Genomic DNA, 16,561 nt, shown 5'->3' with positions numbered 1-16,561 from the left:
GTCGACTCAACTGCCTGCCGACAGTTCGTCCAACCGACGCTGTAGGAATCTGCGCACCTGGTCGGTGCCTGCCGTAGCCAGCGCATCGCGGTAGTACCCGAGCGCCTCCTCGTGGCGTCCGGCTCGGCGAAGAAGGTCAGCCCGAGTGGCGACGACAATGTGCGATCCCGCCAGCCGCGGATGTTCGGACACCTCGTCCAACGCTGCAAGGCCCGCGTCGAACCCGTCCCGGAAGCCAACCGCAACCGCACGATTGACGAGAACCGCAGGCGACGACGAATAGCGCAACAGCTCGTCGTAGCCGGAAACGACTGCATGCCAATCGGTCTCGGTCCAGGTCGGAGCGATTGCGTGCGCACCCGCGATTCTCGCCTGCGCAAGATACGGCCCAGCACCATCGGCGGCGGCCGAGACAAGGCAACGCAGTCCTGCCCGGATAGCGGACCGGTCCCACTGCAAGCGATCCTGCTCTTCGAGCGGCACCAACTCACCGTCGACGCTTCGTTGCGCTCGACGACTGTTGTTGAGCAGCATCAAGGCAAGCAAGGCGCGCGCCTCCGACTCGTCCGGCAGCAAAGCGCAGAACAACTTACCGAGCCGAATCGCTTCGTCGCACAACTCGTCTCGCACTGCGGACGGTCCAGATGTCGCGAAGTAGCCTTCGGTGAACACCAGATAGATACAGGAGAGCACGCTGGAAGTTCGTTCGGGCAGCAGGTGCGCAGGCGGTACGCGAAGCGGGATGTTCGCCTGCCGGATCTTCGACTTCGCCCGCGTGAGCCGTTGCGCAACAGTATGTTCCGGCTGCAGGAACGCTCGAGCAATCTCCGAGGTCCGCAAGCCGCACACGAGCCGAAGCGTCAACGCAACCCGAGACTCCGTCGAAAGCGCCGGATGGCAGCACATGAAGATCATTCGCAACTGGTCGTCCGCGACAGTAACCACCTCGACCTCCTCACTCGGTGGTGCAAGCAGAACTGCATCGGTTTCCCTTACAGCTCTTGTCGATTCGCGCCGAAGCCGGTCCAGAGCCCGGTTGCGGGCAGCCGTGGTTATCCATGCACCCGGATTCGACGGCAAACCGCGATTCGGCCAGGTGCGCAAAGCATCGGCGAACGCCTCGTGCACCGCGTCCTCGGCGACATCGACGTCACCGACGAACCGTGCGACGGTAGCCAAGGCCCGACCGAACTCGGCGCGATAGACCACATCGACGTCGGCCGGGCCTGGCACGGTCATATTTACGCCTCGACGGTCGGTTCTGGCGTCGCTCCGCTCCTCGGCGCTCTGGGGGCACCTGCGATGCTCACTCGGCCGCCACTTCCAAATCTACGATCTGACGCAACTCCAGCCGACCCCTCTCCCCCAACGGAATCTGGACCGCAATCGCAACGGCGGCGGCACGATCCGGCGCCGCGAACATGTACAGACCGTTCGCGACCTCAGCGGATTCCGCGAACGGCCCATCGGTGAACAGGGTCTCGCCATCCCGCACGCGGACCGTAGTCACCGAGTCGGGTAGGTGCAGCGATCCACCGCCGCGGATCACGTCGCCGACCTGCTCGCCGAACCGAATGTGTTCGGCCGCACCCGCATCCCACTCCGGAGTGCCGGGAGCAACGACGTCGCCGGGCGGCTCGAGAAGCAATGCAAGCCACCAGTCCGCCTGCGGCCCAGCTACCTGCATGTACTCCGACATCGGCCACACCTCGACGAAACCGTCCGCTGCGGCGGGGATTTTGCGAACGAGCTCGAGGCAGTCGTCCAGGTTCTCGTTCTCGAACACCGTGAATCCGCCGACGACCTCCGCCTGCTCGGTGAACGGCCCGTCGGTGACCAGCGGCCCATCCGCTGTATGTCTCACGTTGACAACCGTGTCCGACGGATACAGCGCGACACCGCCAACGATCGCGGCACCGGCGGCCGCCTCGAACGCGGCGTACCGCTCCAGTTCGGCGTCGAACTCCGGTGATCCCGGCTCGCCCTCTGGACCGCCGTCTTCCCGTCCGAACAGCAACGCTAGGTAGTGCATGACGTCATCCTTCCGCTCGTTGGAGAAGTTCGGAACCCCTCCTACCAAAGCGACGAACGGCGATCAGCTTTCTCTACCTCGGGGCACGGCCAATGTGACCTCGCAGCCGGCGCCGCTCGATCCTGGCGAGACAACGGTGAGGTAGCCGCCATGGGCGCGGGCGACGTGATCGGCGATCGGCAGGCCGAGTCCGGTTCCGGTCCCGTCGCTGCTGGTCCAGAAGCGTTCGAGAATGTGGGGTTGGTCGGCGGCGGGAATGCCAGGGCCATGGTCGGTGATCGTGACGGCGGCGTGCGTGGCGGTCGCCGTGACGGTCACGGCGACCGTGGAGTCACCGGGCGCGAACCGCACCGCGTTGTCGACAAGATTGGCCAACGCGCGGCGCATCGTCACCTCGTCGACCGAGCAGGTGAGGGCGGCCGGTCCAATCAACGACACGTCCACCGCCTTGGCCTGCGCCAACGCCTGTGCCTGGTCGGCCACATCGCGGGCGATCGCGGCGAGGTCGGCCGGTCGGCGATCGAGGGTGCGGGCCCGGCTGCGGGCATCGGCCAGCAATGCGTCGATGGTGGTATGCATCCGCTCGGCGGCGACCTTCATACGTTCGGTGTTCTCGCGGTACGCGTCGACGGTGGGTTCGGGGTGGGCTAGCACGACGTCGGCAGTGGTGATCACCACGGCGAGCGGGGTGCGGAGTTCGTGGCTGGCTTCTTCGACAAGTCGACGCTGTGTGTCAGCGGACTGCTGCAGGCGGTCGAGCATGGCGTCGAAAGCGGCGGCCAGCGCGGCCACCTCGGTCGGGCCGTGTCGGTGGCCGATCCGCCTGGCGAGGTCGGAGCCTTCGATGTCTTCGGCTACCCGGCGGATTCGGTCGATGGGCCGGACGGCTCGACCCGCCAACCACCACGCCGACACGGCTGCGACCGGTCCCAACGCGATGACTGTGATCGTGAGCCATGGCGACCGTTGACTGACGGCCTCGTCGGCGACGGCGGAACCGACGACAACCTCCGCCTCGACGGCGACCGACACCGCCACGACGAGCAGAAGCGGCAGATAGATGGCCAGAAATCCGAACACGGCAAGCTGGACTCGCAACGAACCCCACACCCGCTTCATGCCTGGCTCACTAACTGATACCCGACATTGGTGACCGTCACGATCGGTGCGGGCGTGCCGAGTTTGCGGCGAAGCCGACTCAGAATGACTCGGGGCGACGACGTGAACGGGTCGGCGTTGGCGTCCCACACGTGCTCGAGCAGGTCGCCGAGCGACAGCACCTCACCGGGGTGGTGCATGAAGTAGCGAAGCAGCGCGAATTCCCTTGCCGTCAGTGGCACTTCGGTGCCGGCCCGCCATACCTGATGGGTAGCGACGTCGATGGTTACGTCACCTACTTCGAGCACGGCACCGTGCCCGTCGCGGCGCCGCCCGAGAGCGCGCAGCCGGCCACCAGCTCCGGGAACGCGAACGGCTCTACTAGATAGTCGTCCGCACCGGCGTCGAGTCCGGCGACCCTGTCGGTCACCGCGTCGCGGGCGGTCAGCACGATGATCCGGCGGGGCCTGCAGAGGTCGGGGTCGGTGGCGAGGCGGCGAATCAAGTCGAGACCGTCGCCGTCGGGTAGTCCGAGATCGATGCAGGCGACGTCGAAGTCGACGATCCGCAGCAGCTCGTCGGCAGCGGCGAGGGTGCCGACCACATCGACGGCGTAGGCCTCGTTCCGCAGACCGAGGGCAACCACCTCCGCCAGTGCGGTTTCGTCTTCGACGAGCAGTATCCGCATGATCGGTCAGCGCGCCGACCGGGCGGCCGTGGTTGTTGTCGCCCCATCCGGGCCCGACAGTGTCATGCGGTTGTCGTCGAAGGCGATCGTCGGCTCGGATGCGCTTGGCTCGTCGGGGCGAAAGCCGCCCGTGGTCGAGACGAACGAGCGAGACGGCAGGCGGTCGGTGATCTCGACCGCGGCGACGCTGCCTTCCTCGTCGAGGGCGTACCAGACCACAGCGGTCTCGTTACCCGATGTGACGGTCACGTACGTGCGGAGTTCGCCGTCGTCGAACAGCGTTCCGGCGAGTTCGACGTCGTCGAGCGTCCCGATGTCTGTTTCCAATGCCTTCCGCTCGTCGCGACCTTCGTCGGTCGCACCGGCCAGCAGCGCCAGCACGTCCGCCTCGTGCTCGGCGACCCTCGACGCACCTATGTCGTCGGGAATCGGGAACAACGCTGTCACGGCCTCGGTGCCGGCTGCCGTGACGACCAAGCGCGCGTCCCGTGAAGAGACCTCGAACGAGCCGCCAGCGTCGAGCTCGTAGCGGCCGACGACGGCATCGAGCGCGCCCGAATCCAAGGCGACCTCGTCGTCGCGGGGTGTGGGAAGTGGGTCGCCCGCGACCAAGGCAGGGCCGACCGCCCGAAGAAGTTCCTCTGCCGTCACCTTCGCGGTGTTCGACGCTATTGCGACGACCCGCTCACTGCTCGGCAGCCAGACCACAACTGCATTGTGACCTGTGCTGTCGCCTCCCCCAGCGGCGGCCAGTCCAGGCTCACCGAACACCGTGTCGTTCAGCGCAACCCAGCCGGGTGTCTCGGACCTTCCCTCACCGACGTCGAACACAGGAGTGCTGATGCGTTCCACAGCGTCCGGCGATACCACCTGCCCGGCGAACAGTGCGTGAGTCCAGGAAGCCAGATCGCGGGTGGTCATCGCCAACCCACCGTTGCCGTCCAGCGCCCAGTGTGGACCGGCGAAGTCTCCCGTCGCACCGCTCGAGCCGTCGTCGAGCAGCCCGACCGCCCGAGGACCCGGTGCCGCCGGGTTGCCGTCCCAGAACCCACCCGCGATGTGGCCGTCCGGAAGAGTAAGGACCCTCGTGACCATGAAGTCACGGTAGGACATCCCGGATGTCTCCTCGATGATCAGCGCAAGCAACGTGTAGCCCGCGTTGGAGTAGAGCACGTCCGAACCCGGCGCGAAGGCGACTCCGAGCTTGCTGATCGCGGCCAGTGCCTCGTCGCGTCCGAGGGGCTGTTCGTCGCTGCCATGGTTGCCGGTCAACCCGCTCGTGTGGGTCAACAGCTGGGCAACGGTGGCGTCGGCGACAGGTCCACCGAGGTCGGGAACGAGGTCGCCGGCCCGATCCTCGGTCGACAGCTTGCCGTCGTCGATGAGAGCGAAAACGGCTGCGGCAGTGAAGGATTTGGTGATCGACCCGACGCTGAACACAGTGTCAGTCGTGTTGCCGTAGGCGAGCGAACAGTCCTGCATGCCGCCGGTCGAGATGGCGATGGTTCCGCTGAACCCGGCCGCCGCCCAGGCATCGAATCCCGACGCCGTCTCCGAGCACTCGATCGACCGATGCGGCACTGACGCAGGGGAATCGGAGTCGGCGGTGCAAGCCCCCGCAAGCATTGTCACGCCGATGATCAACGCTGCTCCGTGTCGATTCATGGCCCGAATGTACGGACCACCCTGTGAACCCGATATAAACGAATCGATCAATCTTTGACTGCCGTGCAGTTGCGTCCCTTGGCTTTCGCCGCATACAACGCGCGGTCGGCGGCGTCCATCAAGGCGGGCAACGACATCAGCGGCTCGACGGTTGCGATACCGAAGCTCGCTGTGAGCGTGGTGGTCGCTCCTCCGTACGAAATCGATGTCGCTGCAACACGTTCACGAATCGACTCCGCAAACTCCATGGCTGCGCACGCTTCGCTGTCGGGCAAGAGCACAGCGAACTCCTCGCCACCGATTCGGCCCGAAACCTGACCGACATCGGGTGCCGTTCGAAGTACGCCCGCGAAGGTCGCCAGCGCGTGGTCACCGCCTGCGTGGCCAAGCGCGTCGTTGACCTCCTTGAAGAAGTCGAGATCCGCCAGGATCAACGTGCTCACCGGCGCTCGTTTCAAAGTCAGTTGGGCTTGTTCGATGAACCCACGCCTGTTCAGCAGGCCGGTGAGTTCGTCCCGATCGCGCTGATATCGCAGGTCGGCAACGAGGTCGACGATGGTGACTGCGAGCAGCGTCACGAGGAGCGCCGGAAGCAGGACTGCACTTGCAACGATCAAGCCTATTTCCAGTGGAGACGCGAGATAGGCGTCCATTTCGGCGTCGGTCGTGATCTCACGCGGCACCTCGGAGAACGGCGCAAGCGCCACGTTGACGAACAGTGCGAGACCCAACACTGTTGTTGCGGTCACGGTTACGCGATCAGCGAGTCGCCTCGCGGACGCACGCAATCTGAGCGCCGCATAGAGAAGCAGCACGCCGCCACCAAGGTTCTGCGCGATGATCCGCCCGACCATCAGTGGCGTCACGTAGGCGAAGAACCAGACCACGACAGCCAGGACGACGGCAAATGCAATCGCGCTGGTGCGCCCCAGCTGCTGACCTGATCGCCGCAGCAGACCTTCGACGAGTATTAGAAACGCGATCGGAAAGATGATGCCGTGGATCGAGGCCAGCAACGCGATATCGGCGTGCACCGACAGCACCAGGTTCCCCGCGAAGTACAGCGCGATCATCACCGCGAACAGGAGTGCATGCACCCGACTTCGGTCGATCGCCCAGAGCACGACGAAGACCAGTGCGATGCCGATCATCGCGAACGATCCGAGATTGACCACTACCAGCCATTCGCGGCTCATAGCGCGCCCTCTCGTCTCGATGCCGCTACGGCGCCCAACGGGCGCTCAGCCCGCCGGACGCCGTAACCACGTGCCGATCAGTCGAGATCGAACCGATCCGCGTTCATCACTTTGGTCCACGCCGCGACGAAGTCGGAAACGAACTTCTCGTCGGCGTCTGCAAGAGCGTAAACCTCTGCCAGCGAACGCAGGATCGAGTTCGACCCGAAGACGAGATCGACCGCGGTCGCAGTCCATTTCGGCTCACCGGTCTTGCGATCCCGACCCTCGTAGACGTTCTCCGTCGACTCCGACACCTTCCACTGCGTATTCATGTCGAGCAGGTTCTTGAAGAAATCGTTCGTCAAGAGTCCCGGCCGATCGGTGAAGACGCCGTGCCTGGTGCCACTGTGATTGGCGCCGAGCGCCCTCAACCCGCCGACGAGGACCGTCATCTCCGGCGCTGTCAGCGTCAGCCGGTAGGCCTTCTCCAACAGCAGTCGCTCGGCAGGCTGCTTCTCACCCTCCTGCAGATAGTTGCGGAACCCGTCGGCGTTCGTCTCGAGCCAAGCAAACGACTCGACATCGGTCTCGTCCTGCGTCGCGTCCGTTCGACCCGGCGCGAACGGCACCGTGACGTCGTGTCCGGCATCCTTGGCGGCCTTCTCGATCGCCGCCGATCCTGCGAGCACAACTACGTCGGCAAAGGAGACCTTCTTGCCATCAGACAGCGACCCGTTGAAGTCCTGCTGCACCTGCTCCAGCGTCGCAAGCGCACCCGACAGCTCAGCGGGATCGTTGACCTGCCAACTCTTCTGCGGTTCCAGACGAATTCGGCCGCCGTTTGCACCGCCACGGAGGTCGGTGCCGCGGAAGCTCGACGCCGCCGACCAGGCCGTCGAAACCAGTTGCTGCACAGACAATCCCGAGTCGAGGATCTTGGCCTTGAGGGCCTCGACATCGGCGTCGCCGAGCAACTCGTGATCGACAGCGGGAACCGGGTCCTGCCACAGCTGCTGCTCGGGAACCCACGGACCGACGAAGCGTGAAGCCGGTCCCATGTCACGGTGCAGCAGTTTGTACCAGGCCTTGCCGAACGCCTCGGTCATCTCCTCCGGATGTTCCAGCCAGCGACGCGTGATCTGCTCGTAGACGGGATCGGCCCGTAGTGCCAGGTCCGAGGTCAGCATCGTCGGTTTGCGAGCCGGACCGTCGAACGGGTCCGGGATGATCGCGTCGGCATCCTTGGCGGTCCACTGTTTGGCACCCGCGGGGCTTTCGGTCAGCTCCCATTCGTAGCCGTACAGCATCTCCAGATACGTGTTGTCCCACTTGGTCGGCGTCGGCGTCCACACGACCTCGAGGCCACTGGTGATCGCATCCTTACCGACGCCGGTGCCGAAGGTGGAGTTCCAGCCGATTCCCTGGAACTGCACAGGACAACCTTCCGGCTCCGGACCGATGTGCTCGTCGGCCGGGCCGGCACCGTGCGTCTTGCCGACAGTGTGGCCACCGACGATGAGCGCTGCTGTCTCCTCGTCGTTCATCGCCATCCGCCGGAACGTCTCGCGGATGTCGACCGCCGACTTCAGCGGATCCGGATTACCGTTGGGCCCTTCGGGATTGACGTAGATGAGACCCATCTGCACGGCACCGAGCGGACCCGACAGGTCGCGTTCGTCGCTGTAGCGTTCGTCGCCGAGCCACGTGTCCTCCGGACCCCAGAAGATCTGCTCTGGTTCCCAGATGTCTTCGCGTCCGAATGCGAAACCGAACGTCTCCAGGCCCATGGATTCGTAGGCGCAGTTGCCGGCGAACACCAGCAGGTCGGCCCAGGAGATCTTCTTGCCGTACTTCTGCTTCACCGGCCACAGCAGTCGACGAGCCTTGTCCAGGCTGGCGTTGTCCGGCCAACTGTTCAGCGGTGCGAAGCGCTGTGCGCCGTGCCCACCGCCACCCCTACCGTCTGCGACGCGGTAGGTGCCCGCCGCGTGCCAGCTCATCCTGACGAACAGTCCGCCGTAGTGGTTGTAGTCGGCTGGCCACCAATCCTGTGATTCCGTCATCAGCGCGATGACATCGCTTTTCAGCGCTTCGAAGTCGAGTGTCTTTACCTCTTCGGCGTAGTCGAAGTCGGCGGCGTACGGGCTGGAGCGATGGGTGTTCTCGTACAGGACGTCGAGATCGACCTGCTCGGGCCACCAGTCCGCGTTGGTCCGCGGTCGCAAATTGGTCTTCGGCGTCGGCGACGCGATAACCGGGTTTTCGCTTTCGCTCACACTCTCGGAATGTTCGTTCGGGTTGGGCGGTCGATCGGGCACGTTATTCCCTCCGGTTCGGGCTGTTGGGCTGATCAGAAACCTGTGGTGTCGAGCATGCGGCGCACACACCCCAGAAGATGACTTCGGCCTCATCGATATCGAAACCGACTGCGCCACCGTCATTTTCGGATGGGGTCAAACACGGCGCCGCGCCGACGGCGCAATCGACATCGGCGATGACGCCACACGCTCGACATACGACGTGGTGGTGGTTGTCACCGACCCGCGACTCGTAGCGAGCGACCGACCCGGCGGGCTGGATCCGGCGCACGAGACCCGCGCTTGTGAGCGCATTCAACACGTCGTACACGGTCTGCCGGGACACCTCCGGTTGGGTGAGACGAATGGCAGCGAAGATCGTCACCGTGTCGGCATGCGGGTTCGCGCCGACGGCCTCGAGGATCCCGACCCGCGGGCCGGTGACCTGAAGGCCAGCCGTGCGCAGTTGCGCTACGTAGTTCGACGCCAGAGCCATCCGACCAATCAAGCTCCCAATTCTGGGATAAGTCAAGAGTCCAAGGTTTCCCGACACCGCTCGGCGGGTACCTTCGGGCATGTGAGCGAAGTAGTGTGGCCCGGCCATGCCTATCCACTGGGCGCGACGTACGACGGATCCGGCACCAACTTCGCCTTGTTCAGCGAGGTCGCAGACCGGGTGGAGTTGTGTCTGTTCGACGAGGCAGGCGCCGAGACGAAGATTGCGTTGCCGGAGATGGACGGCTTCGTCTGGCATGCCTTTCTGCCCGACGTTCAGCCGGGGCAACGGTACGGGTACCGAGTGCACGGACCCTACGATCCGGCGAACGGACATCGCTGCAACCCGAACAAGTTGCTAGCCGATCCCTACGCGAAAGCTATCGACGGACAGTTCGAATGGGACCAGTCCCTGTTCAGCTACAACTTCGGCGACCCCGACAGTCGTAACGACGAAGACTCCGCCGCTCGGATGCCGAAATCGATTGTAATCAATCCCTTTTTCGACTGGGGCGTCGACCGACCACCACGCCGCACCTATGCCGACACGGTTATCTACGAAGCCCACGTCAAGGGGTTGACCCAAACCCATCCCGAGATCCCCGAGCGAATTCGTGGCACCTATGCGGGGATTGCACACCCGGCCGTCGTGGACCATCTACGGCATCTCGGCATCACCGCTATCGAGTTGATGCCGGTACACCACTTCGCGAACGACTCCACGCTTATCGACAAGGGCCTGTCGAACTACTGGGGCTACAACACGATCGGCTTCTTCGCACCCGACCCGAAGTACATGGCGAGCGACACTCCCGGCGGGCAGGTCCAAGAGTTCAAAACGATGGTGCGGGCCCTGCACGAAGCAGGCATCGAGGTCATTCTCGACGTCGTCTACAACCACACTGCCGAAGGCAACCACCTCGGTCCCACCCTGTCGATGCGCGGTATCGACAACGCGGCCTACTACCGGACCGTCGACGACGACCACCGCTATTACATGGACTACACCGGAACCGGCAACAGCCTCAATGTCGGCCACCCACACACACTTCAGCTGATCATGGACTCGCTGCGGTACTGGGTCACCGAGATGCACGTCGACGGTTTCCGCTTCGATCTCGCCTCCACATTGGCCCGCGAGTTCTACGACGTCGACCGTCTGTCCACGTTCTTCGAATTGGTCCAGCAGGACCCCATCGTCAGTCAGGTGAAACTGATCGCCGAACCGTGGGACGTCGGCCCTGGCGGCTATCAGGTCGGCAACTTTCCACCCCAGTGGACCGAGTGGAACGGCAAGTACCGCGACACGGTGCGCGACTTCTGGCGCGGTGAACGCTCCAGTCTCGGCGAGTTCGCGTCACGACTGACCGGATCCGCCGATCTGTACGAGCGCACCGGCCGCCGACCGTTCGCGTCGATCAACTTCGTCACAGCGCACGACGGATTTACGTTGCGCGACTTGGTTTCCTACAACGAGAAGCACAACGACGCGAACGGCGAGGACAACAACGACGGCGAGAGTCACAACCGTTCGTGGAACTGCGGTGTCGAAGGTCCGTCCGACGACCCGGAGATCAACGCGCTGCGAGCGCGGCAACAACGCAACTTCATCGCGACGACCCTGCTGTCGGAGGGTGTACCGATGCTCTGCCATGGCGACGAACTCGGCCGCACTCAGGGTGGTAACAACAACGTGTTCTGTCAGGACAACGAGATTTCGTGGATCGACTGGGAGAACGCCGACAAGGGTCTGATCGAATTCACAAGCGCGGCATCGGAATTACGGGCCAAGCATCCAGTGTTTCGGCGGCGACGCTTTTTCGATGGTCTGCCTGTTCGCCACCGCGACGCCGAGAATCTGCCCGACATCGCGTGGTTCACGCCGAACGGCGAAGAAATGACAGATGCGGACTGGGAATCGGGGTTCGGTCTCTCTGTCACCGCCTATCTCAACGGGCAGGGCATACCGGACAGCGACGCCCGTGGTGAGCGGGTCGTCGACGACTCTTTTGTGCTGTGCTTCAACGCATCCGAGGAGCAGCTCGATTTCACGATGCCGCCGGCCGAGTTCGCCGCGGAGTGGCAGCTGGTGTTGACGACCGACGTCGATCCGACTGATTCAGACGTCCGCTACGTAGCGCGCGACAACGTATCCGTCGGCCCTCGCACCTTGGTCGTCTTACAGGAGTCGGCGCGGCCCGAGTCCGGCACGACGATCAGCTAGCGATCCTGCAGCGTCCACGGACTGCCGTATCCCGACGGTGCGTCGGATCCCAGCAGGTCGAGAAAGGGCACGGCGTCGAAGGCTTCCGGTCCGAGCACACCGACCCCCGACCATTGCCCGGTTGCCAGTAACTCCAGTGCGACAACAGGATTGATCGCGGTCTGCCACACGACACACTGAGCGCCGTAGGCGTCCATACTGTCTGCGTTGTCCACGACATGGGAGAGGTAGACCTCCCGTGGTTTCCCGTCCCGACCGGTACCGGTCACCCACAATCCCGCGCAGGTGGCACCACGCATCCGTTCACCGAGGGTGGCGGGATTCGGCAGACACGCGGCTACGACATCGCGCGGGGAGACTGCGCGTCCGTTGACAGTTACCGGTTGGGTGCTGTCGAGGCCGAGTTTGTGCAAAGTCTTCAACACGTCGATGAACTCGGTGCCAAGACCGTATTTGAACGTCACCCGTTTGGCATCGACCCAGCGTGGCATAAGCAGCACTTCCTCGTGCTCGACGTTCACACATTCGACCGGTCCGATGCCACCGGGAAAGTCGAAAACCTCAGGCTCGCTGAACGGTTCGGTGACGAACCAGCCGCGGTCACGCTCCCAGATCACGGGCGGATTGAGGCACTCCTCGATCGTCGTCCAGATCGAGAAGGACGGTGCGAAATCGTAGCCGTCGACGACCAGATTTCCGCCGTCGCGAACGCCGAGTTCGTCGATCTCGCTGAAGAGGTGGTCCGCTGCATAGCGGGCGAAGACATCGGACAACCCGGGCTCGACGCCCATGCCGACGAGCGCGAGTCTGCCGGCCTCTTCCCACTCCGACGAGCGCGCGAACTGCTCGTCGCCGAGCTTGACTCCTGTTTGCGCATAGGGCAATTCGGGATTGGGTCGCGACATCGACATCGCCATGTCGAGGTAGTCGGCACCTGCGTCGAACGCACCCGTGAAGATCGGCATGACGAACCGCGGATCGACAGCGTTCATCACGTGAGTGCTGTTGTGCTCCTTGATCAACGCCGTGACTGCCGCACTGTCGGAGGCATCGACGCGGGCAGCCGTCATCCGCTGTTCGTCGGGGTGACGTTCACGCACGGCCGCGACGGTCTGCTGCGCTCGCGCCAGGTCGAAGTCGGCGATCACCAGAGAGTCGAAGAAGTTGCGGCGCGCTGCTATTCGCGCGAACGCATCACCGACACCACCCGCACCGACGAGCAGAATCCGCATCATTTGTCCTTGGGCGGGGGCACAACTAGGCCGGGCGTACCGGAGTCCGGCAGCGCCAGACCCGACGAGATCGGCGCATCCTCTGCAAGGAAGATCGGCGTATCGCGGTTGAGAGTCTCACCTCGGAAGAACGGCTTGTACACCCGCGATGCCCAAATCATCAGTACGACACCGATAATGAACGACCCGGCGCCGAGCAGGAACGCCCAGCCGATCGTCCAATGCCACGGTGTCGTCCAGACGACGGCACTGTTCTCGGGCTTCCAATCCTGCGTCGCGGTGAGGATCAGGCCGCTGAACAGCAACACTCCGCCGAGCGTCGGGAACACACCGCGCAGGAAGAAGTCTCGGACACTTCCGGTCAATTCGCGGCGGTAGTACCAGGTGCAGGCGAAACCGGTGAGGCCGTAGTAGAAGGCGATCATCATGCCGATCGCCGTCACCGCGTCCTCTACGAGTCCGCCGCCGGAGTAGAAGTTCATCGCCAGGTACAGCAGGGCGGAGATGACGCCCATCCAGATCGTGGAGTTGGTCGGTGTCAGGTACTTCGGGTGGATGTCGGCGAATCGTCGCGGAATTGCCTTGAAGGCCGCCATCGACAGGGTGGTCCGCGCTGTCGGCAGAATCGTGGTCTGCGTGCACGCTGCTGCGGAGCACAGCACGAGCAGGATCAACAGCTTGCCCATCACCGTGCCGAACGTCGAATCACCGAAGGCCGCATCGCCGACAACACTCAAGATGTCGGACGAGTTCTCCTCGTTCGCCAACCCGACACCGGTATCACCGACACCGGCGTACGACTGCGCGGCCAAAGCCACGATCACGTAGGTCACCAGCAGCAGTACCGTCGACGTGATCGCCGCACGCCCTGGCGTCTTGTCGCGGTCCTTCGTCTCCTCGTTGATGGCTACCGCGGAGTCCCAGCCCCAGTAGATGAACAACATCAGGATGACGCCTTGAGCGAAGGTGCTGACACTGTCGATCTCGAACGGGTTGAACCAGGACACCTCGGGACGAATCGCGGTGTCGGGCGGATCGCTGCCGTAGACCTTGATCAGCGCGGTACCCGCAAAGACAACCAGCACAAGCACTTCCAGCGCGAGCAGAGCCTGTTGGAAGCGGGCAGAAATTTCGATGCCGCGGAAACAGATGTAGGTCATCGCGGCCATCCAGATCAACCCGGTGAGCAATACCCACCCGCTGGATGGGTCCGATCCGATGCCGTCGGCACCGATAAGCAGGAAGAAGTACTGACCCGCAACCTGGGCGAGCGATGCCATGACAAGAACGTCGGCGGCGATGATGCCCCAGCCGCCCATCCACCCTGTCTTCGGTCCGAACGCTTTGGTGGCCCAGGTGAACGTTGTGCCGCAGTCGGGTTCGCGTTTGTTGAGCTGTTGATAGCCGATCGATACGAACAGGATCGGCACGAACGCGAGAACGATGATCGCCGGAGCTTGCAGGCCGACCAACAGGACTATCGGACCGAGAGTCGCTGCGAGGCTGTACGCCGGTGCCGTGGAAGCAACGCCGATGACGACGCTGGAGACGAACCCGATCGCGCCCGTGTTCAGGCCCTTTCCGCCGTCGTCGGAGGTGCGGGTTTCGGTTGCAGCATTAGTTGCCATGGCTCACTCCGGCTACTCGAACAGACGTCCGGGGCAGGTCGGGAGGAGCACTGCCCTACATGCGTTTATCTCAGTTAGGTAACCACAAAGCAAGGGTATTAGTGCTTCATCTGTGTAAATTCGACGATTTTCGTGGCCATATGACGTTAGAAGACCGATGATCGTAGGCATGGCGAATCGCGACGGTCCCGGGGTGACTCTCGACGAAGTGTCCAAGTCGATCATCGAGGCGCTGCAGCAGGACGGCCGGCGGTCATACACCTCCATCGGGGAGGCCGTCGGGTTGTCCGAGGCTGCCGTACGCCAGCGGGTGCAACGGTTATTGGAGTCAGGGGTGATGCAGATCGTCGCCGTGACCGATCCGATGCAGGTCGGCTTCAGTCGCCAGGCGATGGTCGGCGTCAGAGTGGTCGGCGACCCGGCGGTGGTCGCCGCCGAGATCGAGTCGCTCATCGAAGTCGTCTACGTCGTCGTCACGGCTGGGTCGTTCGACCTGTTGGTCGAGATCGTCTGTGAGGACGACGAACACCTCCTCGAGGTCGTCAGCGGCAAGATCCGAGCCTGCGCTGGCGTGACAAGCACCGAAACATTCGTCTATCTGAAGCTGCAACGGCAGCGCTACGACTGGGGTACCAGATGAGCACAACACCACGTGGAACAGCACGAACGGACGCCGCCCGCGACCACGTCTGGATGCATTTCACACGTCAATCCAGCTATGCGGAGACACCGCCGCCGATCATCACTCGCGGCGAGGGCGCATACATCTGGGACGACAACGGCAAGCGCTACCTGGACGGGTTGTCCGGCCTCTTCGTCGTCCAAGTCGGCCATGGCAGAAGAGAATTGGCCGAAGCCGCTGCCGCTCAGGCCAGCGAGCTCGCGTTCTTCCCACTTTGGTCCTACACCCATCCTGCCGCAATCGATCTCGCCGAACGGTTGGCGCACTACGCGCCTGGTGACCTCAACCGGGTCTTCTTCACTACCGGTGGCGGTGAAGCCGTCGAGAGCGCATGGAAGCTGGCGAAGCAGTACTTCAAACTCACCGGCAAGCCGAGCAAGCACAAGGTGATCTCGCGAGCCGTCGCCTACCACGGTGCACCGCACGGCGCACTGTCGATCACCGGCATCCCGGCGGCGAAGCAAGCCTTCGAACCACTGGTGCCCGGCGCGCTGAAAGTGCCGAACACCAACATCTATCGAGCCGCCGACGGGTTGCGTGACGACCCGAAAGCGTTCGGGCGGTGGGCAGCCGACCGCATCGAAGAAGCGATCCTCTTCGAAGGTCCCGACACGGTCGCCGCCGTATTTCTCGAGCCCGTGCAGAACTCCGGCGGCTGCTTCCCGCCCCCTCCCGGTTACTTCGACCGGGTGCGCGAGATCTGCGATCGCCACGACGTTCTGCTCGTGTCCGACGAGGTCATCTGTGCGTTCGGCCGAATCGGATCGATGTTCGCCTGCGACGACTTCGGCTACGTGCCCGACATCATCACGTGCGCAAAAGGTTTGACGTCCGGGTACTCGCCGCTCGGCGCAATGATCGTCTCGGACAGGCTGTTCGAACCGTTCAAGGTCGGCAACAACACCTTCGCGCACGGCTTCACATTCGGCGGGCACCCGGTCTCGGCCGCCGTTGGTATGGCCAACCTCGACATCTTCGAACGCGAAGGTCTCAACGACCACGTCAAGAAACACGGTGAGGCGTTCCGGCACTCGCTGGAAACCCTGCTCGACCTACCGATCGTTGGCGACGTCCGAGGCGCGGGCTTCTTCTACGGAATCGAACTGGTCAAGGACAAGGCAACCCGTACTACGTTCAACGCCGACGAGTCGGAGCGGCTGCTGCGTGGCTTCCTTTCGAAAGCGCTCTTCGAAGCCGGCCTCTATTGCCGTGCCGACGATCGCGGCGACCCCGTCGTCCAGCTCGCCCCACCATTGATCTGCGGGCAAGCCGAATTCGACGAGATGACCGAGATCCTGCGCGACGTACTGACCCGGGCGTGGTCCGTCCTGTGACGTGCTGG

The 16,561-nt window shown here is 63.7% G+C and carries 14 protein-coding genes; 3 read left to right on the top strand and 11 right to left on the bottom strand.

The genetic code is table 11. The annotated features are described in order from the left end of the window. Nucleotides 1–6: 6 nt before the first annotated feature. The 9 genes from ACHIRB_RS11605 to ACHIRB_RS11565 form a co-directional block, all read right to left on the bottom strand. Nucleotides 7–1,239, bottom strand: coding sequence for an RNA polymerase sigma factor (locus ACHIRB_RS11605; protein ID WP_395124889.1), 1,233 nt, complete (start codon nt 1,237–1,239; stop codon nt 7–9). Between the two features lie 67 nt (nt 1,240–1,306). Continuing rightward, the gene (locus ACHIRB_RS11600; protein WP_395124890.1) at nt 1,307–2,032 is read right to left on the bottom strand and encodes a YciI family protein; all 726 of its coding nucleotides are present in this window, start codon (nt 2,030–2,032) and stop codon (nt 1,307–1,309) included. A gap of 63 nt (nt 2,033–2,095) precedes the next feature. Continuing rightward, nucleotides 2,096–3,151, bottom strand: a complete 1,056-nt coding sequence (locus ACHIRB_RS11595; RefSeq protein ID WP_395124891.1) for a HAMP domain-containing sensor histidine kinase — start codon at nt 3,149–3,151, stop codon at nt 2,096–2,098. Continuing rightward, the gene (locus tag ACHIRB_RS11590; protein WP_395112520.1) at nt 3,148–3,438 is read right to left on the bottom strand and encodes a winged helix-turn-helix domain-containing protein; all 291 of its coding nucleotides are present in this window, start codon (nt 3,436–3,438) and stop codon (nt 3,148–3,150) included. Before ACHIRB_RS11590 ends, ACHIRB_RS11595 begins: the two co-directional genes overlap by 4 nt. Continuing rightward, entirely contained in the window at nt 3,426–3,818 is a 393-nt protein-coding gene (locus ACHIRB_RS11585; RefSeq protein ID WP_395124892.1) for a response regulator, read from the bottom strand. The genes ACHIRB_RS11590 and ACHIRB_RS11585 overlap by 13 nt, the downstream gene beginning before the upstream one ends. Nucleotides 3,819–3,824: 6 nt before the next feature. Continuing rightward, the gene (locus tag ACHIRB_RS11580) at nt 3,825–5,483 is read right to left on the bottom strand and encodes a serine hydrolase domain-containing protein (protein WP_395124893.1); all 1,659 of its coding nucleotides are present in this window, start codon (nt 5,481–5,483) and stop codon (nt 3,825–3,827) included. 47 nt (nt 5,484–5,530) lie between these two features. Continuing rightward, nucleotides 5,531–6,679, bottom strand: a complete 1,149-nt coding sequence (locus tag ACHIRB_RS11575; protein WP_395124894.1) for a GGDEF domain-containing protein — start codon at nt 6,677–6,679, stop codon at nt 5,531–5,533. A gap of 77 nt (nt 6,680–6,756) precedes the next feature. After that, the gene (katG, locus tag ACHIRB_RS11570) at nt 6,757–8,979 is read right to left on the bottom strand and encodes a catalase/peroxidase HPI (RefSeq protein WP_395124895.1); all 2,223 of its coding nucleotides are present in this window, start codon (nt 8,977–8,979) and stop codon (nt 6,757–6,759) included. 1 nt (nt 8,980) lies between these two features. Then, nucleotides 8,981–9,454 carry a Fur family transcriptional regulator gene (locus ACHIRB_RS11565; RefSeq protein ID WP_395124896.1) on the bottom strand — a complete coding sequence of 158 codons (474 nt, stop codon included), beginning with the start codon at nt 9,452–9,454 and terminating at the stop codon, nt 8,981–8,983. 81 nt (nt 9,455–9,535) lie between these two features. On the opposite strand from ACHIRB_RS11565, the gene glgX reads away from it, so the two are divergent. After that, nucleotides 9,536–11,677, top strand: a complete 2,142-nt coding sequence (gene glgX, locus ACHIRB_RS11560) for a glycogen debranching protein GlgX (protein ID WP_395124897.1) — start codon at nt 9,536–9,538, stop codon at nt 11,675–11,677. Here the strand turns inward: glgX and ACHIRB_RS11555 are convergent. Together ACHIRB_RS11555 and ACHIRB_RS11550 are read right to left on the bottom strand one after the other, a co-directional pair. After that, nucleotides 11,674–12,909: a saccharopine dehydrogenase family protein gene (locus ACHIRB_RS11555; RefSeq protein WP_395124898.1), complete on the bottom strand. Its 1,236-nt coding sequence runs from the start codon at nt 12,907–12,909 to the stop codon at nt 11,674–11,676. The two genes, glgX and ACHIRB_RS11555, sit on opposite strands and share 4 nt — an antisense overlap. Next, nucleotides 12,909–14,537: an APC family permease gene (locus tag ACHIRB_RS11550; protein ID WP_395124899.1), complete on the bottom strand. Its 1,629-nt coding sequence runs from the start codon at nt 14,535–14,537 to the stop codon at nt 12,909–12,911. Before ACHIRB_RS11550 ends, ACHIRB_RS11555 begins: the two co-directional genes overlap by 1 nt. Before the next feature lie 169 nt (nt 14,538–14,706). Here ACHIRB_RS11550 and ACHIRB_RS11545 point away from each other — a divergent pair, with 169 nt between their 5' ends. Continuing rightward, nucleotides 14,707–15,177, top strand: coding sequence for an Lrp/AsnC family transcriptional regulator (locus tag ACHIRB_RS11545; RefSeq protein ID WP_395124900.1), 471 nt, complete (start codon nt 14,707–14,709; stop codon nt 15,175–15,177). After that, nucleotides 15,174–16,553, top strand: coding sequence for an aspartate aminotransferase family protein (locus tag ACHIRB_RS11540; protein ID WP_395124901.1), 1,380 nt, complete (start codon nt 15,174–15,176; stop codon nt 16,551–16,553). The genes ACHIRB_RS11545 and ACHIRB_RS11540 overlap by 4 nt, the downstream gene beginning before the upstream one ends. Nucleotides 16,554–16,561 lie beyond the last annotated feature (8 nt).

This window comes from Antrihabitans spumae, assembly GCF_043944905.1.
Taxonomy (GTDB): Bacteria; Actinomycetota; Actinomycetes; order Mycobacteriales; family Mycobacteriaceae; genus Antrihabitans; species Antrihabitans spumae.
Note: the sequence above shows the minus strand (reverse complement) of the source record. Positions and strands in the feature narration are given on the sequence as shown.